This is a genomic window from Alicyclobacillus sp. SP_1, from assembly GCF_024706985.1.
Classification (GTDB): Bacteria; Bacillota; Bacilli; order Alicyclobacillales; family Alicyclobacillaceae; genus Alicyclobacillus_I.
The window spans coordinates 1-26,540 of sequence record NZ_JAMCCX010000018.1 but is presented as its reverse complement, the minus strand read 5'-3'; the positions used below and the strand labels follow the sequence as shown (position 1 = coordinate 26,540).

Sequence of the window (26,540 nt, the reverse complement as noted above, 5' to 3'; positions counted from 1 at the left end):
TCCAATCCTCGACCGCCGTGGTCGACTAACTAAGCTCTCCGTTCATTGTACTCATCGCCCGCAAACGGGCCGCACCAATCAGACCGGCATCGGTTCCAAGCGATACGCGGCGAATGTGCACAGACTGAACCATACTCTGAATGCCCATGCCGTGAACTTTGTTCTCGAGTCGCTCGCGAAGCCATTCCGCCTCTGAGAAGACCCCGCCGCCGAGAAGCATGATTTTAGGATTAAAGGTATGAATGAGACTGACCACTCCATACGCAAGCGCGTCAATGGCTTCAGAGACAACTTGCTCGGCTAGCGCATCGCCACAGAGTGCCGCTTGAAACACCTCGACTCCGGTCCATTTCCGGTCCCCATGCGTCAACTCAGCCATTCTTCGCGCTACGGCCGTACCGGACGCGAACATCTCCAAACAGCCGCGAAATCCACACGCACAGACTGGACCATGCTTATCCACTGAAATGTGTCCGAGTTCTGCTGCACCGCCCCAAGCGCCACGGAGTAATCGTCCGCCAGTCAGCACAGCCCCACCAATACCCGTGCCGACCGTCAAGCAGACCACATCGGTGCAGCCTTGTGCGGCGCCAAATTCGCGCTCTGCCTGAAGCACGACGGGAACGTCATTGTCCACGAAAGTCGTCAGTCCAGTGGCTGCCGCAACCGCGTCGCGGAGCGGCACGTTATTCCAATCGTGAATGTTTGTCGTTCCTGCCAAAACCACGCCGCGCACCACATCGATTTGACCAGCAGTACCAATGCCTACACTCTGCACCACTAGGCCATGTTTCGACGCTCGCTGGCGCACATGCCGAACGGTCTCTGTGAGCGCGTCGAGAACATCGTCCCGCCCCGTTTGAGGAGTGCTGCGACTGACGCGCTCCGAGACACGCCCGTCTGCCCCGACCAGCGCCGCCGCAAGCTTCGTCCCACCCAAGTCGACGCCAATGTCAACCCCATCATCTCCCATGCATCTCGTGGCCGCTGCCCCCTTCCCGCGAATGCGATGCCCCCAGAGACGAGCATCTCATGCTCTCGACAAACCAGTTCGTAATCTCTTGCGGCCTCGTGATAGCGCTTCCGACGACGACCGCAAAAGCTCCCGCAGCGAGACATTCGGCTGCCTGTTCGGGCCTGCGAAGACGACCTTCAGCAAGCACTGGAATACGCAGGCGGTCCACCAACTGCTGAACAAGTCCGAGCACGGACGGCGGCAACTCGTCCGCCGTTTCCTCCGTATAGCCGAACAGGGTTGTAGCCACTGCATCAAAGCCCAGTCGCTCTGCAGACAACGCCTCTTCACACGTCGCTACATCGGCAAGCAGCGGAACATCGCCATATTTCGCTCGAATTTGCGAAACCAGCCGCTCTAAGCTCAGCCCGCCCGGACGAGGCCTGTTGGTCGCATCCAGGGCAATCACATCGGCGCCAGCTGCAACCAGGGAGTCCACTTCGGCGATAGTCGGCGTAATCCAAACGGCACAGTCTCCATAGCGGCGCTTCTGCAGTCCAATCATCGGTAGCGAAGTAGCCGTCCGGACGGCGGGCAGGTCATCCGCCGAAACGCGCATACCGGAAGCGCCACCCAGTTTGGCCGATCTCGCCATCGCCACCATGAACTCCGTGCCATAGAGCGGATCGCCCCATTGAGCTTGGCAAGACACCACCAGCCCACCATGCAGCCGTTGCCACACCGCATCCATCCGTTCACCACCTTTCTCTGCCCCGCGCACGTCAGTAGAGTTTATCCAACACTGCCTTTGCAGTGCTCTCCATGGCAGCAAACGTCTCTTCTCGCTTGCGCATGGAGACAACGGTGGCCAGTACATCGAGAACGTGAATTTGCGCCACTTTCGAAGCGAATGCTCCTCCTTGAAGAGGAGACTCTCTCGCCGCTGAGAGGAGAACGGCATTGGCATATTGAGTGATGGGAGAACGCGCGTGACTGGTCAGGCAGATGATGTAAGCGCCTTTCTCCTTAGCAATCCGAACGGCGTCTACCAAATCTTTGGTACTGCCTGAAGATGAGATTCCGACGACGACATCCGCTCGCGTGAGCAGCGAACAGTGCATGGCAATCACGTGTGCATCGCAGGCAAAATGGGCCTGAAATCCGAGTCGCATGAACCGATACTCAGCATCCATCGCCGTCATACCGGACGAACCCACACCGAAAAAGTACAAATTTCTCCCCGCTAAGAGTGCGTTCGTCGCTCGTTCCAACATAGATTCTTGGAGCAGACTTTGCGTATCCATAAGCGCCTGTTTATTTTGAAGAGTAATTTTCTGCACCATCGTGGCAAGGTCGTCTTCCTCTTGAACCTGTCCGTAAACTTGACGGCTCGGGCCAACCAACTCCTGTGCGAGGGACAACTTGAATTCTTGAAATCCGCGAAACCCTAATTTTCTGCAGAAACGAATGACGGTCGTCTCACCGACGCCACTGTTTTCTGCCAGATCCGTCACCGAAGAGTAGACCGTCTGCTCTGCGTCTTTCAAAACGGCATCTGCAACCTTCTGTTCGGCTGGAGACAGCGATGGATAGACACTTTGGAGCAAAGCCATACAGTGAGTTCCATGCAGCGTCTGTTCCACACCATCCCTCCTTCCCTTCGCAACATGCTGTCTTGCGTAATCAATAGAAACTCCTTTTGAATGCGCGACGGCGGAATGCATGACGGTCACGGACAGTCCGCTTTTCAAAACAGTTGCTCCCATTTTTTAAAACAGCTACTCCGGTCACGGCGCTGCTTTCACCGCGTCCTCCCTCGTTCCGCCCATGACGACTTGCTGCAAGCATCCGGCCGCGTCCCAAATACTATAGTCCGCCTGATATCCGACGGCCAATCGCCCCACGCCGTCCAGTCGCAGCGCCTCGGCGGGAGAAGCGGAGGCCATATACGCAGCGTCCGCGAGCGGGGTTTGCCAGCGCTGCACAAGATTTTGGACCGCCTTGTCGAGGGTGAGCGTACTCCCCGCCAATTCTCCACTCGGCAACCGCGCGGTGCCATCGATTGTTCGAATCTTCAGTCCACCGAGCGCGTATTCGCCGTCTGGCATGCCCGTGGCACGAATGCTGTCGGAGATGAGCACGACCCCATCGCGCCCTTTCATCCGCAGCAAGACTTGAACTGCCGCTGGATGAACGTGAATCCCGTCCGCAATCAGTTCCGCTTTGACCCGGTTTGAAAGTAGCGTGGCGCCGACAACTCCTGGAGACCGATGGTGCAGCCCACTCATCGCGTTAAAACAGTGTGTCACATGCTGCACACCAAGCTGAATGGCTTTTTCCGCTTGTTCATACGTCGCATCTGTGTGACCCATCGAGACGCGAATCCCTGCATCCACCAAGTGCTGAACCAACGCGTCTGCCTGAGCGAGTTCGGGTGCCAAAGTCACCAACCGGACGCATCCCGGTGCTACATCCAGCAGTTGCTGCAGCACCTGCACGTCCGGTGTCTGCAGATACTCCCCATTTTGAGCGCCTCTGCGCTGTGGCGAGAGAAACGGGCCTTCCATGTGGACACCGAGCAACCGCGCACCCGTCCACCGCCCCGAAGCGAAAGCCACCTGCTGTTCGGCCATGAAACGCTGCGCTCGCTCCAAAGTCAGCCGCGTGGCCTCGAAGCTCTGCGTCACCGTGGTTGCCAAATAGCCAGTTACGCCGTGATTCGCCAATTGCAGAGAGATGGCAGGCAAACTTTTGTCATCCATATCCATACAGTCATGACCGCCGATGCCGTGCATGTGCACATCAATCAAACCAGGCAACACCATGTGCTGACGCCAATCTTCCAAAGCGAAGCCACGTTCCAACCACTCCGCCACGCCAGCGTCTGCTGCAGCGCAAATGGCAACAATTCGCCCATCTTCGACGGCCATCCACCCATCACGCAGAACTCCAGTTGGCAAGACGAAGTCTGCACGTAACACTCGCCGTCGATAGCGCCCCAAGTTGCCGTCCTCGTTCCCAGAGGTCATGTCACTCACCATGCCGCCTCCTCTAGAGCGAGCAAACGGCCCGCGTCAGGGAGTCGACCAGCAGCGGCCGCATCCAAAACATAGGTTACCCGCGGATGCAGTTGCAACAGACTGGCCGGACAGGAGGTTCGCACCTGTCCACAAACGGACTCTGCAACCGCTTCTGCCTTGTCGCGCCCAAACGCCAGCAATAAAATGGTCCTGGCTGCGAAAATGGACTGCAATCCGACCGTGATGGCCTGGCGGGGAACGTTTGACCCATCTGGAAAGTCGCTTGAATTTCGCAGAATCGTCTCGTCCTGAAGCGCCACAACGTGCGTTTTCAGAGATAGACTCGTACTCGGCTCGTTGAAACCGATGTGCCCGTTGATGCCAATGCCAAGTAGTTGCAAATCGAGACGGTGCGTAGACAGAAGAGCGTCGTAGCGCAGACACTCAGCCGCCAAGTCCGGTGCATCGCCTTGAGGCAGATGGCGAGCGCCGGGTGGAATATCCACATGGCGAAAAAAGTTCCGCTCCATATACGCAGAAAAACTGCCCGGAGATTGCGTAGACAGACCCACGTACTCATCCAAATTGATAGTGGTCACGGTGGCAAACGATAACCCCTGCCGATGCATTCGAACCAACTGCCGATAGAGAGGAATCTGGGTGGAACCCGTCGCCAAACCGAAAACAGGAGAGCGACGAGCCTGCATCACCCGGTCCATGACGGCCGCAGCATAGACGGCACCACTCTGTTCATCGGGGAAGACGCGTAGGGCTGGCATCGTTCCACCTCCTTGCCGCAGGCGACGAGCAGGTCACCGAAGGCCGTGTTCAGAGTACCATCGGCCATCGCCGTGCCTGCGCGGATATTTATTTCATATTATCTTGTCTTGAAGGATTTTACCACCATCTATTTCTGACGCACCGAAAGATTCCACTCTGTCATCACCTGAGCCGCTAACTCGTAGGAATGAAGACGAGCGGAATGGTCATACATGGAGGAACTGAAAATGACCTCATTCGCTCCCGTTTCCCGTAAGATGCGGTCTAGCTTCACAGCCACTGTGGCGGGACTTCCAATTACCGTAAATCGTCCTCGCGCCGCCAGTGCAGCCCGTTCTTCACCACTACAGAGGTCGTCGAAATTGGCCACAGGTGCTGGTAGCCGACCTGGCCGGCCACGCATCAGACTCAGCACCTGCTGTTGCATGGAAGTCGCCAAAAATGCAGCCTCTGCATCCGTATCTGCCGCTACCACGTTGACCCCAACCATAGCGTGTGGCTCGGACAGAAAGACCGACGGCCGAAACATGGTTCGATACAGTTCTAAAGCTTGTATGGTAAAGTCTGGAGCAAAATGACTGGCAAACGCGAATGGCAGCCCCCAGTGTGCCGCCAACTGCGCACTAAAGTCACTCGACCCTAGGAGCCACAGAGGAATGTCCAGACCCTCCCCCGGAACGGCGCGCACGCGGGTGCTTTCCCGTCCGTCCGCCGAGGCGGCAGGGTGAAAATAAGCAAAGAGCTCGGCCACTAAGTCTGGAAAATCGTCGCCGTGCTGTTCGAGATGTCTTCGCAAGGCGTGCGCCGTCTGCCGATCGCTGCCCGGTGCGCGGCCAAGACCGAGATCGATCCGTCCCGGAAACAGAGACTCCAACGTGCCAAATTGCTCCGCAATCACGAGTGGCGAGTGATTGGGCAGCATGATTCCACCAGAGCCCACGCGAAGGGTGTTCGTACCGGCGGCAAGATGTCCAATCACGACTGCAGTGGCTGAACTGGCAATGCCAGGCATGTTATGATGCTCCGCTACCCAGTAGCGGCGATATCCCTGACGCTCAGCATGCTGCGCTAACTCGAGACTGTTCCGCAATGCCTCTGCGGCATTGCCGCCTTCCACAATGGGTACCAAGTCTAATACAGAAAACGAAACGTCCCCTGAACGTGTCAAATCCGACATGCACATCCCCTCCATGCGAAAATTGTATCCTTCCCGCCCCCTCATTCTCCACTCGGCCTGTAGCAGAAAGAGCGTCGTAACGGGCGGATGACCTCGGCCATCTGTCCACGCCGGGGACGATTGTCCGCACATACCGTACTCCACAGAGATTGGCAACTGCGCCAACTGCGCCGTGCCAGCGCAAATCTTCGCCCAAAGGAGTGTGTTGTATGTTCAGTCTGGCCAGTTCCGACTTGGCTCGTTTCCTATTCGCCATGGTGCTTCTTCTCGCTGCTGCCAATCTTCTTGGGTACCTCGCAGAACGCATGGCCGTTCCTCGCGTCATCGGCGAAGTCGCAGGCGGTCTCGTTCTTGGTCCCACGTGTCTTGGCACCCTCTTTCCACAGACGTTTCACTGGCTGTATCTCGGTTTTTCAGGCGAAAGTGGCCTGTTTGGCCTCCTTTACGCTATCGGAGAGCTCCTTCTCCTGTACATGGCTGGGCTGAAATTCCAAGCCCGTTTCGCAAAAGCCGATATTCAGACTGGGGTGGCCATTATCCTCGGCTCGACCATCATCCCGTTTGTCGTCGGCTGGCTCTCGACGTACCTCTTTGACCCCGCCAAATTTCTTGGACCAGACCAAAATCTCACGGCACTAAAAATTGTGGTAGCCATCTCAATCGCCGTCACATCCATCCCTGTGATTTCAAAAATTTTTGCCGATCTCGGTATTCTCCACTCCCGCTTCGCCAAAATTGTGGTAGCCATTGCTGGTGTCCATGATTTGATTCTCTGGGTGGCTCTCGCCGTTGCCGCAGGCATGATTGTTCCGGGCCATCACGGCATCAGCGTGTGGGTCGTCTCAAAAAGCCTCCTCGTGACTTTCGCCTTTCTCATCGTCTGCATCGCCGTCGTGCCTTTTGTTCTAAGGCGCATCACTTCAAAACGGGGCAATTTTCTCTTTCGCGCGTCGTTTCTCGGGTACTTCTTGGTCATATTATTTGCCCTCGCCGACATTGCCGGGTTTCTCAATGTCGACGTGATGTATGGGGCGCTGCTCGCAGGCGTCGCGACCAAGTTCTCCCTTCCAGAAACCCTCTTCAAACGCGTCGAGCAGGGAATTGGCAGCATTTCTTTCGCCTTCTTTATCCCCTTGTTTTTTGCCATCATCGGTATGCAACTGAATTTAGCTCAAGATTTTAGTGTTGGCTTCTTCTTGCTCTATCTGCTCTTTGCAACCTTGGTTCAGGGGACGGTCGTCTATGTGACTTGCCGAATCATTCGCTCCGACCGACTGACCAGCTTCAACTTCGCTGCGGCCATGAATGCTCGCGGTGGTCCAGGCATTGTTCTCTCCTCTGTCGCATTTTCGCTCGGCATTATCAATCAAGACTTTTTTGCCATCTTGGTCATGCTAGCCTTAGTGACGTCGTGGATGGCCGGTTCTTGGTTGCGCTACGTCTTAAAGAGTGGCAAACGACTCATGCCTGGGGATGAGGACCTCGTTCTCGACCGGATCGATGAGGACATGTCTTTTGACAATCCGCCGCTGGCAAGGTAGATCTCTTTCAAGGCCCTGTGGCGACTTGCAACCCACCAACTCCATGCAAATATAGGCAAAGACCCTGCACAGCACAGCTCTGCAGGGTCCTTGTGTTGATTCTGGTTTGCAACAAAAAAGAAAGAGAGCGAACTACCGCTCGTCAGGCCGCAAAAAGCTCGGGTTCTTTACAGTCCCGCCACAAACACCGAATCCGCGCCAAAACTGCCAACGAGTGCCGCATGCGCCATCTGCTCATTCCAGGGCATGAACACCGGATGTCCATCCTTCGTCACCCACATGCCACCTTTTTTGACAACAGCTTGCCAGTAGGCGTTGAGAGATGAATCGTACGATCCCGCTGCGGCCTCTTCTTTCACAGCGCTCCACGGCATCCATTGATGATTCATCCACAGACCGTGTTTCTTGGCGACTGCCGCCCAGTAAGCGTTCCACTTCGTGAGCGGGGTGTAATGTAGCCGCTCAAAGATGGATTTTCCGGTCAGGCTGGCTGCCAACCCAAACGCTCCATCGCGAGTGGAGTATCCGTCCACGCCCGAATACTTTCCGGAGAGTTGATAGTTAAACCCGCCCACTTTCGCATTGTAAAGCGACAGCAGCGCCGTTACGGGTGTGTTCGTCCCCACCGCCCACGAGGAAGGTGCTATACCCACGCTCGCGAGTGCGTCCATCACCGTGCCGTCTGAGTCTGCATCCATCGCTTTGGCGGTTGAATCATAGAGAAATCCACCATCGGAGACCTGCAGTTTTTTCTCATAGGCCAAGGCTTTGGCCACTGGACCCGACATGCTCGTATCGCCCAAGGATGCCAACGCTTCAATGACATACGCGGTATCGTTGGAGTCGCTGCTCGCGCCGACCTGATAGCCAAATCCGCCGTCCTTATGCTGGGTCCCAAGAAGCCACTTCTCGGCAGCCGCTGCGTCGTACTTCACGCCCCCCGCATCCTGCAACGCCAAGATCGACAGCGCTTGGTCGGTCACCGACAGTCCCGTATCGGTCGTGTCCGGCGCACCCGCAGCGGACGCAAAGTAACCGGCATTCTTGCCACTGGTCCATTCGCGGCTCGCTAAATCCTGAACAAGATTGTGCCCCATGAGATCCTGCGGATTGAGATGGTCCGCTAACGCCGCCAAAATTTCCTTATCCAGTGTCCCAGTGGATGCTTTCGAAGAAAGACCTTTGGCCGACCACTTGACATCCGGAACAATGTGGTTGTCCGCAAAGTTGACCATCAGGGTCCAATCTGGCAAAGCGCTCATCTGCGTCTTATTCATGTAAGCGACCGCAGATGTCAAATCAGTCCATTCTACTTTCTTTTCAGCTTGCGAAGTCATCTGAGACGGGGAGGTACTGCCGTAAGTGCTGCCAGCCGTACTCGTGCCAGCTTGTCCACTCGACGCAGCTAATGCTGTCAAAGGTGCGGCCATGACAATCGTCGCCGCCGCGACTGTACTCGTGCTAATCCAAAACTTCTTTGTCATCAAAACTCATTCCTCTCTGTGTTCGCGATATCTTCGCGCTCGTTTCCTGTCTCAGAGTATCCGTCAGATGAGTCCAAACGTGTGACGACCATCCGCTTCCGAAACCGTTCAAAAATTTGATAGACTGGATATCCTGCAATCGCCACCAGGCCTGCCGTCACCACTGCGTTGGTCGTATCAAATGGAAAGAAACTGGCCACACAAGCGGCAAGATATGCCTTCCAGGTCACGGACGATTCGCCGAGTAGGTACTGAATATTCATGAACCACCCAAATGCATAGCCGCAGACAACCGCAAAAGGGATGAGCCAGCGGATGCGGATGCTAGGCCACATCCTTCGCAACAGTCCAGCAGAAAATCCGACCAAGCCCCACGCCACCATCTGCCAAGGCGTCCAAATGCCTTCCCCAAGAACGAGATTTGACCCCAGTGCCGTCAGTGCGCCGACCACTGCGCCGACCACAGGACCAAAGGAAAAGCCGGACATCAACACGAGAAACGTGGCAGGCTCAGCATCCGGAATGCCCTGCACGACCACTCGTCCAATCGAAGACACGGCACCCAACGTCGCGACGAGCGCAATGTTTTTCGGGTCGACCGCCATCGACTCATACGCAGTCAGTCCCGCATACGTCAAGACGGCGGCCATGGCGATGGCGATGAAATACCAGTCCCACTCGACGATGCTACCATACACGAGCACTCCAAAGGCAACGAGAACGCAGACACCGACCTGTGCTTTGGCCCAGTTTGTCACCTAGCGAAGCCTCCTCGCACTGCATCTTTAAGAGTGAGGATTTCGTCCGAAAACCCTCGAAACACGCGCGCCACGACGGGGGCAAAGACCAGCGCCTGGCGAAACACGTCGCGCGGCTGGCCGTGTAAAACCACCCGACCACGGCTAAGAAAAAGAACTTCGGTAGCAAAGTCGGCCACAAACTCTAAGTCGTGTGAGGCCATCACAATGGCCCCATCAAAGGCAGCCAATCGCTCCCACAGAAGTTCACGCGCGCTCGCATCCAAACCTCGTGTCGGTTCATCGAGGAGCAGCAGCTTCGGATGGGTTGCAAGCACAGCGGCCAAGGCGACCTGTACTTGCTGTCCACCCGACAAATCTCTGGGATGCTTGGCAGCGAGAGCCTCCAAACGAAAGTCTTGCAGCCAACGTTGAGCCAAAGTGCTCGCTTGGTGCAGACCGTGACCCGCATCTTTGAGTGCTAGCTCCAATTCTTCGCGCACGCTGCTGCCGTGCAACAATTCCTGCGGATTTTGCGGAAGGTAGCCCACTCCCGCCGTTTCCAGTCGAGACTTCGCACCCCGCACAGATTTGCCGAGCAAACTCCCCGTCCCGCGTCCAGTCGCCAGTGGTAGCAATCCAGCGAGCGTTCGGAGCAAAGTCGTTTTGCCGGATCCGTTCGGGCCAATCAAGGCAATTCTGGCTTGACCAGCAATTTGCATTGAAAGATCTTCCAGAGCCGGATTTGCGCGACCCGCAAAGTAGATGGAGACGCCCTTCAGTGCCACCCATGATTCGTCGTTCCCACGCTGGCCTCTGGCTGGAGCCGCACTGGTCACGAGCGGTTCCTCATTCCCCCCGAACCGGGCTTCTACGAACGGCGGAGAATGGGACCGCACGTTCTCTACGGTCGAGCCGCAGCCCGTCGTCGCATCTCCGCCGTGCCTACCAAAACCGGCACGGTCCACAGTGAGGCACTCAACCTGACCAAAGCGGCTAAGATGCTCAAAGTAGGGACGGATGGCCTTGCGCAGAGCGCCCACCGTTAACGCTGTGACTTCTTGAGAAGCGCCGACTTGCTCCTTCATTGCGACATCGATGTGCGCTAGCGTAGGGGCCAAGACAGGTCGATGCGAAACCAACCACCTTGCTGCCACGAACGGGCTCGGGAATTGCTGCACCATGCGCCCTTTTTCAAGCACGACGACCTGATTGACCCATGGATAAGCAGCATCCGCACGATGGTCCGTCAAAATCACGGTCACGCCGTAATCCAGGTGTATTCTCTGGACCACCTCAAAAAATTCCGCGGCCGCGACCGGATCGAGCTGAGAAGCTGCCTCATCCAGCAACAAGATGCGCGGTTGATGGACCAGAGCGGCTGCTAGCGCAACGCGCTGGCGCTGACCGCCAGACAAACTGGACAGAGGCCGGTCGCTCAAGTCGGACATCCCGACCAGTTCTAGCGATTCGGCAACGCGCCAAAACATGTCGGATTTCGGCACACCTAAATTTTCAAGCGTAAACGCAACCTCATGCGCCACATTCTCGTACACAGACTGCGCCACGGGATTTTGGCTGACATAGCCGATTTGCTGGGCTTGCGACGAAGCATCCAAGCGATGAATCGACGTTCCAAGCAGGCGCACGTCTCCGCCGATAGCGCCTCCATGGAAGCGCGGACACGCCCCAGTGATGCATTGGAGTAGTGTAGACTTCCCAGAACCCGTCAGTCCCTGCAACAGCACCCAATCTCCGACCTCGACCGTCAAACACACGTCCGTCAATGCGTTTTCAGCACGTTCTGGGTAGCAATAGGTGAGATGCTCTATCTCCACTGCGCGCGTCATTGCAAGGACCACTCCAAGCTGGCACGCCATCGCCAGCGGACGATAGCCGCCACCGCGATAATAAGTCCTACGCCGAGTCCCGAAAGCGCCGGCACTACCGCGAAAGTCAGCGCCAAAGCAGAGAGAACGCATAGCCATACATCGTAGGGCCGCCAACGGGCGAGCGAATATCTTGTTTTGCGTGTAGCCCCATACCCGCGGACGGTCATCGCTTCGGCTAACTGCCAAGCGCGTTCTAGTGCGTTCGTCAATAACACTCGATAAAGGGTCTTTTGCATTTGCAACTCTCGGCGCCCTCTCGCGAGCCAGGAAGAACTCGCTTGCTGTGCCAAGTTGCGGCGGCGAACGGTCATCCAATCCAACACGCGTTCTCGCTCTGCCAGCAATTCGGGGACAAAGTGCAGGACCATGGCGAGCGACAGTCCTGCCCTCGCAAAGCGCCGTCCGAGCCAGTGCTGGATGTCGTCTGCGGACACTTGACCGCTGATGGCCCAAAAAATCACCAGCACGTCAAACCAATGGAGTGCTTCTGTGGACCCTACGTCCAGCCCTCGCTTGGTCACAACCAGCGTTCCAAACAGGGGAACACGTGGTATCTTCAACCAAACCGGGGGAACAAGCGGATGCGCCGAGGCGTAGCCAATGGACACGAGCGCGTACAAGCAGACAAACGGCAGGGTTAAGCGAACTGTCCAGAGCATAGAGCGATACGTACCTCGGCTCGGCGTTCCTCCCACCAAGAGTACTGCAACAGCACTCGCGAGAAGCGCCAAGAGTAACCAAAGATTCTGAAGCGCGACCGACATGAGACACCATGTCAAGAATAGCGCTGGGTAGACCCAAGGATGATTCGGTGTAGCGAGGCGGTGCATGGCGGTCGTGCGCCTCACTGGCCGGTGGCTGGGTTCCACTTTTGATAGTCCCAAACGTCCACGTCCCCCGCTTTCGGAAAGATACTCAAAGCGCCAACTGGGGCTTCAGTCCCGTTGACATAAAGAAACCAATCGTATGGCTTGCGCTGACCTACCGGAACTCCTGTCCATTGGGACCGAATTCCATCAATAGAAACCATGAACCCACCGCCGTAAGCCGTCGTAATTTTGAAGTACTGATGCATGTACTGCATGAGCGATTCACCCGGAACCACAGGAACTTTTTCATCCACAAGTACGTGTTGAAATTTACTCACGACAATCGTGAAAGTACCATACTTGTCGGGTACTGCGGCTTTCGGTGGAGTCACCGCCGTCGCAGCATCTGTTGACTTCGAAGACGCGGCAGCATCTGTTGATTTCGAAGACGAAGAAGCTTGGACTGGCTTTTGTTGTGCTGGTTTTACGGCCTCCGTCTGTGACGAACGATGGTGCGCAGGTTTTCCTAGCTCAATTGCGCCTGATGGTTTTGTTGTCGCTGAGGTCGCCACACTGGTCGTAACGGGATTGGACTGAGCCGAATGGGTCACAAACGAAGTCGACGACATTTTGGTTGAATGCGAAACGGTTTTGGACGATGTCAACAAACGGTGCGACGGTGTGTCTCTGGAAGTGCTCGACGACGCGGATGGGTGGGACGCTCCGACTATTGTCTCCGCTTGTTCTGCTGCAACCGTCGAGGACGGTGTTCCCTTCGTCAAACTGTGCAACCACGCAGAGGAGACTGTTGGCGCTGCATGCGAATGTGGGGCAAAGAGAACCCCGCCCGCTAGGGCAGCTGCGGCAATCGCTATCGACGCAACCTTCGCCAATCTACGCATATACCAGTTCTCCTCTCTGGTCTATCTCCAACGACAACACACAACAGACCTTGTTCCAACGCCATCCTGCACACGCTTTCGTCATCGAAAAAGCGAGCCTCCTCAGAGGCTCGCTTGCCGCATCATCCCTGTAAGCCTTAGAAAACCAAGCTCATAGATGTCGCGTCACAGCCTTCCCGCCGAAGGAGAACACGCCACACTAGCAGCAGATATCCTGACTCGTGATTCACCCTACTCTTCCGCCTTCCCATCCGCTTCAAGCGTCAGTGGCCCGTGGAATTTCGTCCTCACTTACAGTAGCGGGGGCTGCTCCGGAATTACACCGGATTCCCTGCGCATTCGTCTGAAGAACCTTCAGTTCAAATGCAGACTGGATGGCCTTCTCAGCTCATCCGTCCGCTGTGCGGCTCCGTATCAATTGTCACTTCAGTATATCGTAAAAACGACGAGCCACACAAACTTCCGCGAACAGGAATCTTCAACCAACGCTCGACCGCCGAAACGCCGATATAAACTTACCCTAAACGTTCCACGGCTTGCAGAAGACGGTCGACTTCTGCGACAGTGCTGTACGGCGCAAGACCGGCCCGTACCAGGCCGCCGGTCTCCAAGACTCCTAATTTTCGAACTAACGTGGTGGCATAAAAATCGCCGTCTGCGACGAAAACGCTCGCCGTCTCTAGGACTGCTTTACAAACGTTACGCGGCGACATACCATCAACATTAAAAGCGACTGTAGGTGTTTTGCGGACGGAAGCTGGAGCCGTATAAAGATGAACTCCAGCCATACTTTCGAGCCCGTCGCGAAGCCTTTGCGCCAACGCCTCCTCCTCCGCTTCAATAGCCGCCATCGCCGTTTGAAGCTGTTCCCGCAGTGTCTCGCCATGTCCTAGTCTGGCGATAAAGTCGATAGCACCCGACAGCCCCGCCAGTCCCTCATGGTTCTGCGTGCCTGTCTCTAACTTATCCGGACAACCATCAGGGGCCGGGAGCAAGCGATAGGTCTCAAGTCGCTCAAACAGCGCTGAACGAATCGCCGCAATACCCAGATGTGGCCCAAAAAACTTGTAAGCAGAGCACAGCAAAATGTCCGCACCCAGTTCATCCCGTTGCACAGAGATATGGGGCGCTGCATGTACCGCATCAACCGCAACCGTCGCTCCAAATCGATGGGCTACATCCGCCACCCGCCGAACGTCGTTCACCGTGCCCACCGCGTTTGATGCAAGACCAATCGCAACCAACTTTGTCCCTTCTGTGATGACCTGTTCCATCTCGTCCAGTCGCAGCGTCAAGGTTTCTGGGTCGACCTGTAAAAAACGAATGCTCGCTCCCTTGTCTTTAGCAGCAGAAATCCACGGGTCGACATTGGCTCGGTGGTCTAACTCCGTCACAACGATGTTGTCTGCATCCGTCCAATCTCTGGAGAGCGCCCGCGAAATCGCGAAGTTCAAAGTGGTCATATTGGCCCCAAATGCAATCTCATTCGGCTCTGCCCCCAAAAAAGCGGCGGCACGTTTGCGTGCATGTAAAATGACTTCTTCAGTCTCGACACTGGATGGAAACACCCCGTGCAGGTTTGCGCCACCACGAATCATGTACGCGGACATAGCGTCAATACAAGACTGCACAACCTGAGAGCCGCCTGGCCCGTCAAAATATGCTGCCTGGCGACCTCCATACTCTCGTGTCAACGCTGGAAATTGTTTTCTGATGGCCTCAACATTCCACATAAATCCGCACCCCTTCTAGAGCAACATGGCCCTTCGCGCTCTGCGACTTACGACGTTTTATGAAGTTCAGTCCCACTCACGATACTTAAATCTATGTGCAACCTTTTCAATATCATATCGTGCTTCTGTCCGTCGATGTGCGATCAAACCAAAATAAGGCCGGGCGAATCACGCCCGGCCGACTCATATCCGTGTTAACCTTCTTCATTCGCACTCGTTTCAGCTTGGCCGTCCGAGTGTCTATTGCCAGCCTCTCCTCGGGCACGCTTTGCCAAGTCATGAACAACTTGCCCCGCAACGTCGCGACCACCGATGCCAAACGCGATGGCTGCGGCCACCGCAACCGCACCAAGAATCAATCCAAACGCAAGATTAATAATGTCATTCGCTACGCCCATCTGCTGCAACCCGATGGCAAAACCAAAGCCGATAATCGCTACGCGCGCAACTAACGCCAAAAGGCCCGACTGACTGTTTTGCGACTGGCGGACAACACGCGCCATCCAATTGGCCACAGCCAATCCAATCCCGATGATAACAAGACCAAAGAGAATGTGAGCGCCGAAGACGAGGAATCTGCTGACCAACCCTGCAAGAAATGTGAAACCGAGTAGCTGCAACGCTTCCAGAGTAGCAAACGTCAGCACTGCAACCAACACCAGCCAGCCGACGATGGCAGTAGGTCTCTCGCTCGGAGAGTCTGATTGAGAAGGCAAACCAAGATGAACGAACAAACGGTTGAATCCGATGGCAGAGAGTAATTTCTCAGCCAAGCGCGCCAATGCCCTGCCGACAAACCAGGAAAAGAGGATGACCAGAAATGCGGCAAAAATGTGAGGCAGCGCCGTCAAGGTAATGTTCAACATATGACTGGCTGGTTCCGTTACATACGGCAATTGCAAAGCGTTCAACACAGCGATGAGCACAGGGATGAGAATCAGAACATAAACCACGAGCCCGATAACCGTAGACAATTGCTCACTCATAACCTTGTTGAGACCCACTCGCTGACCCAGTGCATCTGCTCCTACCGTTTTCAACAAGTTACTCAAGATACGCTGAATGATACGAGCAAGAAACCAGCCCACCACCAAAATGAGAGCAGCTCCCAAGAGGTGCGGAAGATAGCTGACGACAACTTTACTCATGGAACTGAATGGACCGAGCAGACCAGGAATGTTCAGAGCGCCGACAATTCCAGGGATAAACAAGAGATAGACCAGCCAGTGGGCCGTCTCCGCAATCGTATTGACCAGTGTCGGCTTGCCATCTTGGCTTAGGTCGGCACGGGCTTCTACTCGCTTTCCAAAGCTAGCAATATTGAGACTCTTACGAACCAGGAATCGAGTCAGATTAGCGAGTAAATATGCCGCGAGCAGCAAGGTTGCGGCGCCTAGAATTCTCGGCATATAGCTAAAGATAGTCGTCACAAACTGATTAAGTGGTTGACTGACCAACAATAGACCCAATGCTTGAAACGTACCCACCAGCACCAAAAGCAGTAAAATGTAATACGAGACTCGGCCAAAGCGCCGTTCAATCGCTACAGATTGAGCTTCGTTTTCGCCGAGCCATTTTGCCATATGCCGACCGAGTCCGCTCCGTGCGACTGCCGCTTGAATACCGCGCGCAATCAATGCTGCAAGTAGCCATCCGACCAGTAAGACAATGACTCCAGCCGCCAACTTCGGAAGATAATGGACTATCATTTGCCATGCTTGCAAAAAAGACGATGACATTTGAACTCCTCCTCCATGAAATTTTGCATGGATAACCCCTGCTCTAAATCACCTCGTTACCTTTGTTCGCTTCGTTGGACACAGTAGCGAATGGATACTATATCTTCAGTCTAGCCCATGAGCAAACTGAACTCCAGTTTTACCCGCCTCTTTTCGTCGTTTTGGCCTAAAATCTGCGCAATCCTATGTCCTGTTGTGTGGAAGTACCAAGGCAAGCGACAGGCATTCGTATATTTTCTAGAAAATTCTATTCTATCAATGTGTAAAACTAATAACTAGATTGTCTTTGTCGAATTTGGTTCCATTTGCTAGAATGCACTCAGTCTCTCGTTCATTGTGTCGCTTCTCACCTGAAAGGAGTACTATTTTTTGCGTAAATGGATGCAAGGATTGACTGCCGCTGCCGTCGCAGGCTGCCTAGTTGCCGCCTTCCCGCAAACTGCACTCGCCGCCAATCGAACTGCTGGTCCAGCAAAGGACATCGTTTACACCGTCGAAGCTGGCAATACCATCTACGGAATCTCCCTCAAATTTCACACATCCGAGACACTTCTTTTGAAGGACAACCCTTCCGTAACGAATCCTCGACTTTTGCAAATTGGGCAACGTTTAAGGATTCCTTTGCCACAACGATTCCACGACCACGAACTGCATGCCTCCAAAACCACGAAGCACTCGGTGCCACGCAAAATCGTGAAGCATTCGAAGTGGGTAGCGAAAAAACGCGCCTTGACGCGGAAGAAGACCTGGACAGTAAGCGAACCGCGCGTGCGGAATACGGCCTATCACGTACCTCTGGCCGCATCTCGTATCGCCGAGGCTATCATACGAACTGGCGAATCGTACATGGGACTTCACTACACCTGGGGCGGCAATACTCCCAAGACAGGATTCGACTGCTCTGGATTCACGCAATACATCTTCAGCGTGCATGGCATCCATCTCCCTCGGACCGCCAATGAGCAATTTCATGTTGGACGCCCCGTCCCACTCTCTCAACTAAAGCCCGGCGATTTGCTCTTTTTCCGAGATACTTACAATACTCCGACTGGCAATATGATTACGCATGTCGCCATGTATATTGGCAATGGAAGCGCCTTAGAGTCTTCCTCGGTACACAATTGGGGTGTGATGATCATTCCAAACATTCTTCAGGACCCTTGGTATCGCATACGCTATGCCGGAGCACGCCAAGATTTTTAGCGCTCACAACATGACGACTTCTGTCGCATGAGGAACGGTCACAGCCGGTACGTCTCGACTCAGGTTCCTTTCGAAACGCACCGGCTGTGCGCGAAACGAAGCAGGAGAGCCACAACTTGGCCACGCGAGTGTCAGTCTTTCTGCTTCCCGATGCGCTCTCGCGCCATCTCTTGCAATCGGAACTTCTGAATTTTCCCAGTACCCGTCATGGGCCAGTCACTCGCTTCGACAAACCAGATGTACCGCGGTATTTTAAATCGAGCAACCCGTTCGTGACACCAAGCTAAAATGTCAGACCGCGTGCAAGCTCCTCCAGGACGCAGTTCAATGAACGCTGCCCCGGCTTCTGTCGTCAATCCATCCGGAACCCCCACAATGTAAACTTGACTCACCGCCGGATGCTTTGAAATAGTTTCCTCCACTTCTTTGGGCGCGACATTCTCCCCTGAAACTTTATACAAATCTTTACTGCGACCTAAGAATTCAAAGTAGCCAAACTCATCCATCCGACCCAAGTCACCCGTCCGCAGCCAACCATCGCCGTCCAAGACCGCCGATGTCTCCTCCGGTTTCTTATAATAGCCACGCGTGACCACATTGCCGCGAACCGACAGTTCACCCATGGTGCCAGAAGGAAGGTCGGCGCCAGAAACCGGATCCACCACTTTGTACTGCACATTGGCCCCTCCGTACTCAGCAAGACCGGACACTCCACCCGGCTTGATGCGCCCAACGCGAGAGACCACGACTTCTAGCGAGTCGCCAACTTCCGTGTGCATCGTGGAGGCCGTCACTTCCGTACCGCCATAACCCGTACAAATCTCAGTCAGTCCGAAGAGGTCCACAGCGCGCTTCCACACCGGCACTGGCGCAGGTGCTGCGGCGCACATCAAAGCGGTCAGCGATTGCAGAGAATAGTCGGTCACCTGCGGATGATTGACCAAGGCGACGAGCATCGACGGGACGCAAATCATGTCCGTGGCTTCGTGCGTCGACATCAGTTCGAGCGCGATGCGCGGCGTAAATTCACGGCCAATGACGAGACTTCCGCCTACAAACGACGCTGCCAGCAACCCTTCTTCCATCGCAAATACGTGGTATAGCGGGAGCGGACAGTAGATACGTCGCCCGAGCTCAAAAGCCCGGCTCAAACACGTGGAATAGGCGCAACGAAGAAACATGTCAGACGTCAGCTGAACGCCTTTGGGCACTCCGGTCGATCCCGATGTATAGATGATAAACGCTACTTCATCGGGGTATTCGGAGTCCTTCCAGCGAGCGTAGACCTCGTCGTCCGTGACCCTCTCGGCTCCATCTAAAAAGTCAGACCAAGCGAGAAATCCAGCGTCCCGACAGACCTCTTCATTCTCGTCATTGTGCGCACGGTCAGGAATGCAAATCACCTGTCGCAATTGGGGTAGCTTGGTTTCGCCTGCAGACAGCAGGTCCGCCACCGCTGCGGCGTGATGCAGCCGTCCAATCCGTTCGCTCATGACAAGAATGTTTGTATCCGACTGCTGCAACACGTACGATAGTTCATCGGCACGGAGCATGGTGTTGATAGGGATAACGACTCCTCCGACCATAGAAACGGCAATCATCAAAAAGATAAACTCTGGCTCATTCGCCATCAGGACCGCGATTTTATCGCGGCGCCGGACGCCAAGCGCCAGAAGAGCCCTGGCCAAGCGCCGCGACTCTTCCATAACCTGTTCATATGTACTCGTGCGGTCCTCCGTGATGAGCAGCGGTTGGTCTGCGAACTTCTCTGCTTGCGCGAAAAAGTGACTCGCAATCGTGCGCCGCGGCCATTGCGGATACTGCGACTCCAACTGTCGGCGCCGTTCTTGCACACTTAGCATTTTCCATCCCCCCATTGATGGCTGGCTTGTCTCTTTCTGCTGCGTGCGCTCCGCGCGAAGTCGTCCTCGCGGACACATCCACATCTCTATGTTGATTCTATCTTTCATCGCCTGATACCTGCTAGAGATTGCATTCGAGAGTCATGACCATGAAACTCTACACGCTCGCCTCCCGACTGCCTTTCCATGGCTCATGGTCCAAAGAGACAGAAAGCCCATCTGGCCGGAAATAGGGGGGCCGCACGGCAGTAAATCGGACGCTCTGTCCAACCTGGATATCCTCTGCAATCGACGTGGAGAGCTCCACAATCTCACCGCCATCCGCCAACTGAACCCTCACCCGTCGCTCTCCCTGATGCGGAAACTGACCAAGAACCATCCCTTCTTGAACTGGTCCCAAATGGGGATGTTCTCCAAATATCACGCGACTCGGATGAAAGGCAAAGCGGCGGCCTGCGCTATCGCGCAGCAAATGAGTATATCCAAGTAGTTGGGCATTTTGGAACGTGCGGGGTTCGTTCATCAACTCTTCCGGTTTCCCAATTTGAACTGTCTCGCCATCAACGATCATGCAGATGGTATCCGCCATCCGTTGTGCTTCTGTCAGTTGGTGCGTAACCAGAAGGACCGTGCAGCAGAGTTCGCGTTGCACATGCAGAACCGCGTCTTGGAGCACACGGCGCAATTCTTCGTCCAATGCCGAAAACGGCTCATCGAGCAGCAACACCCGCGGCCGATTAGCAATGGCTCGCGCAATCACGGCGCGTTGCACAAGACCGCCAGACAGTTCCCGTGGTAGTCGGTGCAAGTAAGGTCGCAGCCCGAATTCCTCCAACCAAGGGTCCATCCACGAAGCCTTATGGGAGTTGTCCAGGTCGGGTGTGCCGTAAAAGATATTCTGTGCTACCGTCAAGTGTGGAAAGAGCTGTGCGCCTTGTTCGACGTACATCAGCCGCCGCTTCCAAGCTGGAACAAACAAACCGCGTCCGGCCGTTCTTTTCATCAACCATTCTCCATCGACTTGTAGACTCGCGTCCGGACAATCCGGCAAAAATCCTGCCATCGCCTTCAGAATCGTGGTTTTCCCGGCCGCTGATGGTCCAAACAAAGCACAGATACTCCCTGTCGGCACGCTCAACTCAACATTCAGGTGAAACGTACCCCTGTTCCACTTACAATGAAACTCCAGCACGCGCCTGACGCCTCCCTAAAAAAACAAAAATAGGTAATGGCAACCCAACGAGCAACAACAGCAGCGCCAGCGGCAATGCGGCCGGGAGGCCTTGTTCTTGAAGTGCTATCCAAATGCTGACTGGCAAAGTGTACGGATGATAGGCGACCACAATGACAGCGCCAAAAGCGCCGATAGCTCGCGCAAAGGACATCGCAAAGCCAACCGTCAACCCCGGCCACGCCAGCGGCAGCGTGATTCTCTGAAAGGTTTTCCACGGCCCCACCCCGAGCGACAGAGACGTGCGTTCCAATCGTTGATCGACCTGTCGAAAAGCCGCCTGGGCGGCAAACACATAGTACGGAACAGACTCATACAACTGTGCCAGAATGACCGCTAAGCTGCTGTTCGATGCGGAGACTCCAAAGTGCCCGAGCACACTGCCAATCGGACCATACGGTCCATAGAAGTAGACCAGCAGCAGACCAATGACCAGCGGAGGCATCAACAAGGGAACGAGCAAGACTAACTCCGTTATTTTCCAAGGTTTAGTCTGACGCCTAGCGAGCAACCATCCGAGTGGAGTCCCAAAAAGAACGATGACCGCCATGCTGACGAACGACGTCCACAAAGAAGTCCACAGCGGCTGTTCACCACTTTCCGCCCACTGCTTCCATACATCTACAAAAGATACATGAAGAAGCAACGCTATAAGAGGAAGCAAGAGAAACGCAATACACAGACTAGCCACGAGAGCGAGACCCACGGTACCGATATTTGCTGGATTGCGACGGCGCATCGAACTCAACCTGCAATTTCCTTTTGAAGGGCAGAAGGAATTGCACTCTTTGATTTCCAGACGATAAACTTCGTCCACTGGAAGCCGTTTTTGACAAAAATTGAACGCCCCTTGTCAGACAGCAAAAACGATACAAAGCGTGTCCCCGCGTTCTCGTCCTCAGCCCCTGGAACGGTGGTGACGTAGACTTCAATCGGTTGACCATGCACGGTCGATCCGTTCGACAAACGCATTTGAACAGACGCGTACGTCGAGGCGTCTTCCGGATTGCCCATATTCATGGAACTCGGCAAAGAAATGTAGGGGAGATGGTGTTGAATGGCCTCCGGAAGATAGGCACTGGTTGCATCCAACTGACCGGCTTGTAACCGCGACAAAATCCCCTCTTCTGAGTAAATTTGGCTAGAATTGTCGACCTGTCCGAGAATTTTCGCCGCAGTTCCCGAAGGTAGATGCAACTGCCGCTGCGCCAGCTTGACCATGAGCACGAACGACTGACCCTGAGGGTCCGTGTTCGGATTGGTTCGCCCCAAATGAAACCCGGGCTTCTCCATCAACATAAACAGGTCGCGGAGTGGCTTGTGGCCCTCTGCAATCTGGCGAAACTCTGCCGCATACGGACTGGACGGAGAATAGGCCACGACCAGCGGGGAGCTTGCAAAACCAATCGCCCATTTCGGAACTTTTGTTCCCATCTTCGTCAATGGCGCCGTTCCGATGCTCTCGAAGACATTGGGGTGAATCTCTCCGCTTGCAATCAAATGAGCCATGCCGAAAGCACCGCCGCCTCGACCTTCATAGTGAATTCCTGTCTGCTTTGAGAACTGAGGACCGAGAAATTGGTTATTGACCAATTCAAGCGACCCGGCATAGGCCACATTCGCCTCACGATTCAGCGCCGTTGACCCTGAAGCAGCGCCCCCACCGCCCGCATTGGCGTCGCTGGCCGATGACGGCGAATGGACTGTCCCACATCCCGACAAGGCCGTTGCCATGAGTATCGCCGTACCGTAGGTCACGATGTTTTTGCGGATTTTCACTTCTCCAACCTCCACCCCATTTTTTGAACATCACAAGGCCCATACGATTCCAAATCTTTGCGAAAGGTATCCGAGTGCAACACCTGCATCAATCGGTCTGTCATCGGGTGATCCCGCTGCGACAGCGGGATCCACAACTCGCTTCGCTCGGTTCGCAAAGGCAAAAAGTCCAGACCGAGCATCGCGGCGGCCGTTTCGCTGCCGATGCCCACATGTGCGAGACCACTGGCAATCGCCTCAGCGACTTGCCGATGCCCTCCGACGCAGAATTCATACTGACTGACCTCATTCTGAGAGATGCCAGCCTCTGCAAGAAGATGGTCGAGCAATTTTCGGACACCAGACCCTTTCGGTCGATTCACAAGTCGCAGTCGCTGATGCGCCAAGTCTTCCACTCCCCCAAAACCTTGTGGATTTCCTGGTTGCACAAGCCACCCAACCTGCCACCGAGCAAACTGGATGCGCATGACTTCCAAAGCACCAAAAGCGCCGTCGTCACTCGCGCGAGAGTGGTATCGTTCACCACTGCCACTCGCTCGCTCATCGCCCCCGTCTGTTGCGGCATCATCCGCCACATGGACAGCTGCAACATGGACTGCGTGGGCGAACAATTGTCGGCGGGCCCTCTCGTTATCGGTCGCAAGCCAGACGGCATTGACGGCGGCGCGACCAGCAGGTTTGCTTAAGTGGCTGGACAACAGTCCTAAACCAAGGTCACAGCCCGCCAACAAAAACGATGGTTCGGGACCTGGTCCCATGCCGCCGCTCACGATTCCTTTATTTTTGTCTACGCTGTGCTTTAAGGTGCCGACATAAGGTGCGGCGGGAATGGGGTAAACCTCGGTCCCAACGGCTCGCCGTACAATGCGCCGACCACCAATGTCCGCGACCACCACTCGATGCCCTTGCACGACTGCATCGTCCGGCCAAACATCCACCAACTGCTCGGAAGACACCGTGTCTTCCGCAAACAGATCTTCTACCGACACATGGAACAACTGTGCTAAGCGCAACGCAACGAGCGTACTTGGAATCATCTTGCCCGATTCAATCAGACGCACTGTTTGGCGAGTAACGCCAATGCGGTCGGCAACGAACGCCTGAGACCAATTCGCGAACTGACGATATTTCGCAACTTGATTTTGTAGCGCCCTCCCAGTCTCCACTGTCCACACTCCATCCCCCAGATTCCTCTTTGCACAGAATACTATACTTTCTCTGTGGATACTATACTTTGCTTTCAAGATATCTCATCCAGGCAAGTGAACAGAAAATAGGAGACACGCCCTAGACGGGACCGTGTCTCCGGTATGGTCTTCGAATCTTCAACTTCCTCCCCAAACGTGCCCCAATCGCTCTATCTCCTGAAGAGAACTAACGCCCAACAGAGAGTTTCATCGTGGAAGGCTCTACCAGCTGTCCGGCGCCTTCAATCTGGTCGATGTACTTAAGTCCTGACCCGGTATTCATGACCAAGACTCGCTCCTCGGCGCGAATCCAACCACTCTCGCGAAGTTGACGCACTCCTTCCAAAGCCGCTGCTCCCTCTGGGCAAACGTGCAAACCCTCAAGCTCGGCGACCTGCCGACGCGTCTCCATAATATCGGAGTCATCGACTGCAATCGCGATTCCACCAGACTGCTCCACGATATCGAGGATGAGAAAGTCACCCGATGGATTGGGAACCCGCATTCCGAACGCAATCGTATCCGCATCTTCCCACCCTGCACTCGATTTGACACCTTTTTCAAACGCTCGTACCAACGGTGCGCATCCGGAAGATTGGATCAGAGCGATGCGCGGTAATTTATCGCCAATCCAACCCATTTCCCGCATTTCTGCTAGTGCTTTATAAATCGCGATAATGCCGATACCCCCGCCCGTAGGAAAGGCTAAGACATCCGGAACAGACCAGCCGAATTGCTCGGCAATTTCGTAACCCATAGTCTTTTTGCCTTCCAGTCGATACGGCTCATGCAAGGTAGAGACATGATACCAATCATTTTGCTGAGACATGCGCTCCATCAGAACGCCCGCATCACCGATGGTTCCATCCAACGTGAACAGGTCCGCACCAGAAATGACACACTCTTTGCGGGCAGTGATGGGAGCATTGGTCGGCGTAGCCACGGTGACGGCAACCCCCGCCCGAGCCCCGTAGAGTGCCCATGCGGCTCCGGCATTTCCATTCGTTGCGATGGCTACATGCTTGAGTCCCATCTCTTTCACTTTAGACATACCAACCGCTGCTCCACGCGCTTTGAACGTACCAGAAGGCAAAACACCCTCGTCTTTTACCAAGAGAGAGGGCAAGCCAATTTTGCGGCCGTATTCGGGAACAGCAATGAGGGGAGTCATCGGTTCGTGAAGGGACACCACGTGGTCCACTTGGAGAATCGGCAGTAGTTCATGGTACCGCCATATGGTCTGAGTGCGATGAATAAGGTCAGACACAGTAACCTGTGATTTAGCCCGTTCTAAATCGTATTGCACCATCAGTGGACCGCCACATTCACACGTCGTCTGGCCATATTGCACAGGCTCTTCCTTTTGACATTTTGCGCAACGCATTCCCGCAATACAACTATAAAAAGACATCATTCCGCCCCCATAGAATTTGGTATGCATTCCTCGTGTGTCCCTTTGACCGTGACTGCACCGTGTGAAGGTGTCCAAAAGGAATCACAGCGGGCTCACCTGTGGCACCTTTGAGAGACCCTCAGAAAGCAGTGAATTCGGCTTTCTCGACCGCTGCAACGTCTCAAGGCGGAGTCGAAAAGCCTTCCGTCTCTTCTAGGGGACTTCACCACAACAGAGTGAAATTCCTCTTTCACAGCAAAATACGTCGACGATCACCAATCTATACGGTTCATGAGTCCATCTTTGTTTTGTATGCAACGTGAAGGCGCACGGTCCTCCGTGCGCCCATTCTGCAACACCGCGCATTCATCTAGCTCACCACTCGCGTAACGTTTTCGACAAGTCCCTCAACAACGACCACGCCTATGGTGCGGTGGAATCTGAGGCTGCTTGATTCAACGTAGCGTCGACTACATGTTCCCCAGATACGGTGCGGCGCTTCGCAATCTGCATAGCATTCACCAGCGTGTCTAAATCGCGCTGCATCTCCTGACATTGCTGTTCTAAATACGCCTTCTGTTTCTCCAATTGACGTATTTCCTGTTCACGCAAATCCACTCGGTTTAGTAATCCCATTCGCTCTTTTTGGAGTCTAGCCAGTTCCCCATGCTCATCCAAGATTTCGATACTCCGCAAATAAGCGATCAAATCTTCTTTGGTGACAGCCTTTCGCTCTCCGCCACCATCCACGTGCACCGTCGAAGCGGTCGTTAGTGGTGTTCGAGTCCCCGCCGACGATGCCAAGGGAGTACTTTCCGATGCAGATATCGGTGGACTAGGAACTTTGCCGATGGGTGATGATGCCTGACTATCGTCTGCGTCATCGAGATCGTCATCGCGCGTAAAGAGAGGCTTTATGACCGACTGCCAGCGCGACTTTGCGACGGATGCTTTCTTCGACAGCCACTGCATATCCAAGTTTGGCCGTGTCAACCTCGCGGACCGGGAGGAATTTCGTCCAACCACTTCCTCCGTGATATCCTCTCTCAGGAAAAGTACGTTTTTCTCTCATTTCCTCATTCAATCGCACCATTTCGCATTTGACCATTTCGCGTC

Annotated in this window: 22 protein-coding genes and 1 riboswitch; of the genes, 2 read left to right on the top strand and 20 right to left on the bottom strand. The window is 54.8% G+C overall.

Translation table 11 applies throughout. The annotated features are described in order from the left end of the window. Window positions 1-25: 25 nt before the first annotated feature. The 6 genes from M4I36_RS06140 to M4I36_RS06115 form a co-directional block, all read right to left on the bottom strand. Window positions 26-973, bottom strand: coding sequence for an ROK family protein (locus M4I36_RS06140; protein ID WP_258110848.1), 948 nt, complete (start codon window positions 971-973; stop codon window positions 26-28). Continuing rightward, the gene (locus M4I36_RS06135) at window positions 963-1,706 is read right to left on the bottom strand and encodes an N-acetylmannosamine-6-phosphate 2-epimerase (RefSeq protein ID WP_258110847.1); all 744 of its coding nucleotides are present in this window, start codon (window positions 1,704-1,706) and stop codon (window positions 963-965) included. The genes M4I36_RS06140 and M4I36_RS06135 overlap by 11 nt, the downstream gene beginning before the upstream one ends. A gap of 31 nt (window positions 1,707-1,737) precedes the next feature. Further along, a complete protein-coding gene (locus M4I36_RS06130) occupies window positions 1,738-2,598 on the bottom strand; it encodes a MurR/RpiR family transcriptional regulator (RefSeq protein ID WP_374985599.1) in 861 nt (286 codons plus the stop codon). Window positions 2,599-2,742: 144 nt separating this feature from the next. After that, window positions 2,743-3,984, bottom strand: coding sequence for an N-acetylglucosamine-6-phosphate deacetylase (gene nagA, locus M4I36_RS06125; RefSeq protein ID WP_258110883.1), 1,242 nt, complete (start codon window positions 3,982-3,984; stop codon window positions 2,743-2,745). 5 nt (window positions 3,985-3,989) lie between these two features. Beyond that, window positions 3,990-4,754: a glucosamine-6-phosphate deaminase gene (gene nagB, locus M4I36_RS06120; protein ID WP_258110846.1), complete on the bottom strand. Its 765-nt coding sequence runs from the start codon at window positions 4,752-4,754 to the stop codon at window positions 3,990-3,992. A gap of 128 nt (window positions 4,755-4,882) precedes the next feature. Next, the gene (locus tag M4I36_RS06115) at window positions 4,883-5,932 is read right to left on the bottom strand and encodes an LLM class flavin-dependent oxidoreductase (protein WP_258110845.1); all 1,050 of its coding nucleotides are present in this window, start codon (window positions 5,930-5,932) and stop codon (window positions 4,883-4,885) included. 209 nt (window positions 5,933-6,141) lie between these two features. On the opposite strand from M4I36_RS06115, the gene M4I36_RS06110 reads away from it, so the two are divergent. Continuing rightward, window positions 6,142-7,473 carry a cation:proton antiporter gene (locus M4I36_RS06110; RefSeq protein WP_258110844.1) on the top strand — a complete coding sequence of 444 codons (1,332 nt, stop codon included), beginning with the start codon at window positions 6,142-6,144 and terminating at the stop codon, window positions 7,471-7,473. Between the two features lie 167 nt (window positions 7,474-7,640). On the opposite strand, the gene M4I36_RS06105 is transcribed toward M4I36_RS06110, so the two are convergent. From M4I36_RS06105 to M4I36_RS06075, 7 genes are all read right to left on the bottom strand, one after another. Further along, entirely contained in the window at window positions 7,641-8,957 is a 1,317-nt protein-coding gene (locus tag M4I36_RS06105) for a prenyltransferase/squalene oxidase repeat-containing protein (protein ID WP_258110843.1), read from the bottom strand. Beyond that, a complete protein-coding gene (locus tag M4I36_RS06100; RefSeq protein ID WP_258110842.1) occupies window positions 8,957-9,715 on the bottom strand; it encodes an ECF transporter S component in 759 nt (252 codons plus the stop codon). Before M4I36_RS06100 ends, M4I36_RS06105 begins: the two co-directional genes overlap by 1 nt. After that, window positions 9,712-11,544, bottom strand: coding sequence for an ABC transporter ATP-binding protein (locus tag M4I36_RS06095; protein WP_258110841.1), 1,833 nt, complete (start codon window positions 11,542-11,544; stop codon window positions 9,712-9,714). Before M4I36_RS06095 ends, M4I36_RS06100 begins: the two co-directional genes overlap by 4 nt. Beyond that, complete coding sequence (locus tag M4I36_RS06090; protein ID WP_258110840.1) at window positions 11,541-12,470, bottom strand: energy-coupling factor transporter transmembrane component T; 930 nt, start codon at window positions 12,468-12,470, stop codon at window positions 11,541-11,543. Before M4I36_RS06090 ends, M4I36_RS06095 begins: the two co-directional genes overlap by 4 nt. Next, window positions 12,431-13,297, bottom strand: a complete 867-nt coding sequence (locus tag M4I36_RS06085; RefSeq protein WP_258110839.1) for a DUF4430 domain-containing protein — start codon at window positions 13,295-13,297, stop codon at window positions 12,431-12,433. The genes M4I36_RS06090 and M4I36_RS06085 overlap by 40 nt, the downstream gene beginning before the upstream one ends. A 187-nt stretch (window positions 13,298-13,484) precedes the next feature. Beyond that, window positions 13,485-13,668: riboswitch (cobalamin riboswitch) on the bottom strand. Window positions 13,669-13,812: 144 nt separating this feature from the next. After that, complete coding sequence (locus M4I36_RS06080; RefSeq protein ID WP_258110838.1) at window positions 13,813-15,030, bottom strand: cysteine desulfurase-like protein; 1,218 nt, start codon at window positions 15,028-15,030, stop codon at window positions 13,813-13,815. A 194-nt stretch (window positions 15,031-15,224) separates the two neighbouring features. Further along, window positions 15,225-16,769: a mechanosensitive ion channel gene (locus tag M4I36_RS06075; protein WP_258110837.1), complete on the bottom strand. Its 1,545-nt coding sequence runs from the start codon at window positions 16,767-16,769 to the stop codon at window positions 15,225-15,227. 369 nt (window positions 16,770-17,138) lie between these two features. Between M4I36_RS06075 and M4I36_RS06070 the strand changes: the two genes are divergently transcribed. Further along, window positions 17,139-17,972, top strand: a complete 834-nt coding sequence (locus tag M4I36_RS06070) for a C40 family peptidase (protein ID WP_258110836.1) — start codon at window positions 17,139-17,141, stop codon at window positions 17,970-17,972. A 131-nt stretch (window positions 17,973-18,103) separates the two neighbouring features. Here M4I36_RS06070 and M4I36_RS06065 read toward each other — a convergent pair whose 3' ends face one another. The 7 genes from M4I36_RS06065 to M4I36_RS06035 form a co-directional block, all read right to left on the bottom strand. After that, window positions 18,104-19,834 carry a class I adenylate-forming enzyme family protein gene (locus M4I36_RS06065; RefSeq protein WP_258110835.1) on the bottom strand — a complete coding sequence of 577 codons (1,731 nt, stop codon included), beginning with the start codon at window positions 19,832-19,834 and terminating at the stop codon, window positions 18,104-18,106. Window positions 19,835-19,991: 157 nt separating this feature from the next. Next, on the bottom strand, window positions 19,992-21,026 hold the full coding sequence (locus M4I36_RS06060; RefSeq protein ID WP_258110834.1) for an ABC transporter ATP-binding protein: 1,035 nt from the start codon (window positions 21,024-21,026) through the stop codon (window positions 19,992-19,994). Then, window positions 21,007-21,804 (bottom strand): ABC transporter permease, encoded by a 798-nt coding sequence (locus tag M4I36_RS06055; RefSeq protein WP_258110882.1) that lies wholly within the window; start codon window positions 21,802-21,804, stop codon window positions 21,007-21,009. The genes M4I36_RS06060 and M4I36_RS06055 overlap by 20 nt, the downstream gene beginning before the upstream one ends. A 5-nt stretch (window positions 21,805-21,809) precedes the next feature. Next, on the bottom strand, window positions 21,810-22,844 hold the full coding sequence (locus M4I36_RS06050) for an extracellular solute-binding protein (protein ID WP_258110833.1): 1,035 nt from the start codon (window positions 22,842-22,844) through the stop codon (window positions 21,810-21,812). Further along, window positions 22,841-24,010: a substrate-binding domain-containing protein gene (locus M4I36_RS06045; RefSeq protein ID WP_258110832.1), complete on the bottom strand. Its 1,170-nt coding sequence runs from the start codon at window positions 24,008-24,010 to the stop codon at window positions 22,841-22,843. The genes M4I36_RS06050 and M4I36_RS06045 overlap by 4 nt, the downstream gene beginning before the upstream one ends. A 208-nt stretch (window positions 24,011-24,218) precedes the next feature. After that, a complete protein-coding gene (locus M4I36_RS06040) occupies window positions 24,219-25,442 on the bottom strand; it encodes a threonine synthase (RefSeq protein ID WP_258110881.1) in 1,224 nt (407 codons plus the stop codon). Window positions 25,443-25,847: 405 nt separating this feature from the next. After that, the gene (locus M4I36_RS06035) at window positions 25,848-26,417 is read right to left on the bottom strand and encodes a hypothetical protein (RefSeq protein WP_258110831.1); all 570 of its coding nucleotides are present in this window, start codon (window positions 26,415-26,417) and stop codon (window positions 25,848-25,850) included. Between the last annotated feature and the right edge of the window lie 123 nt (window positions 26,418-26,540).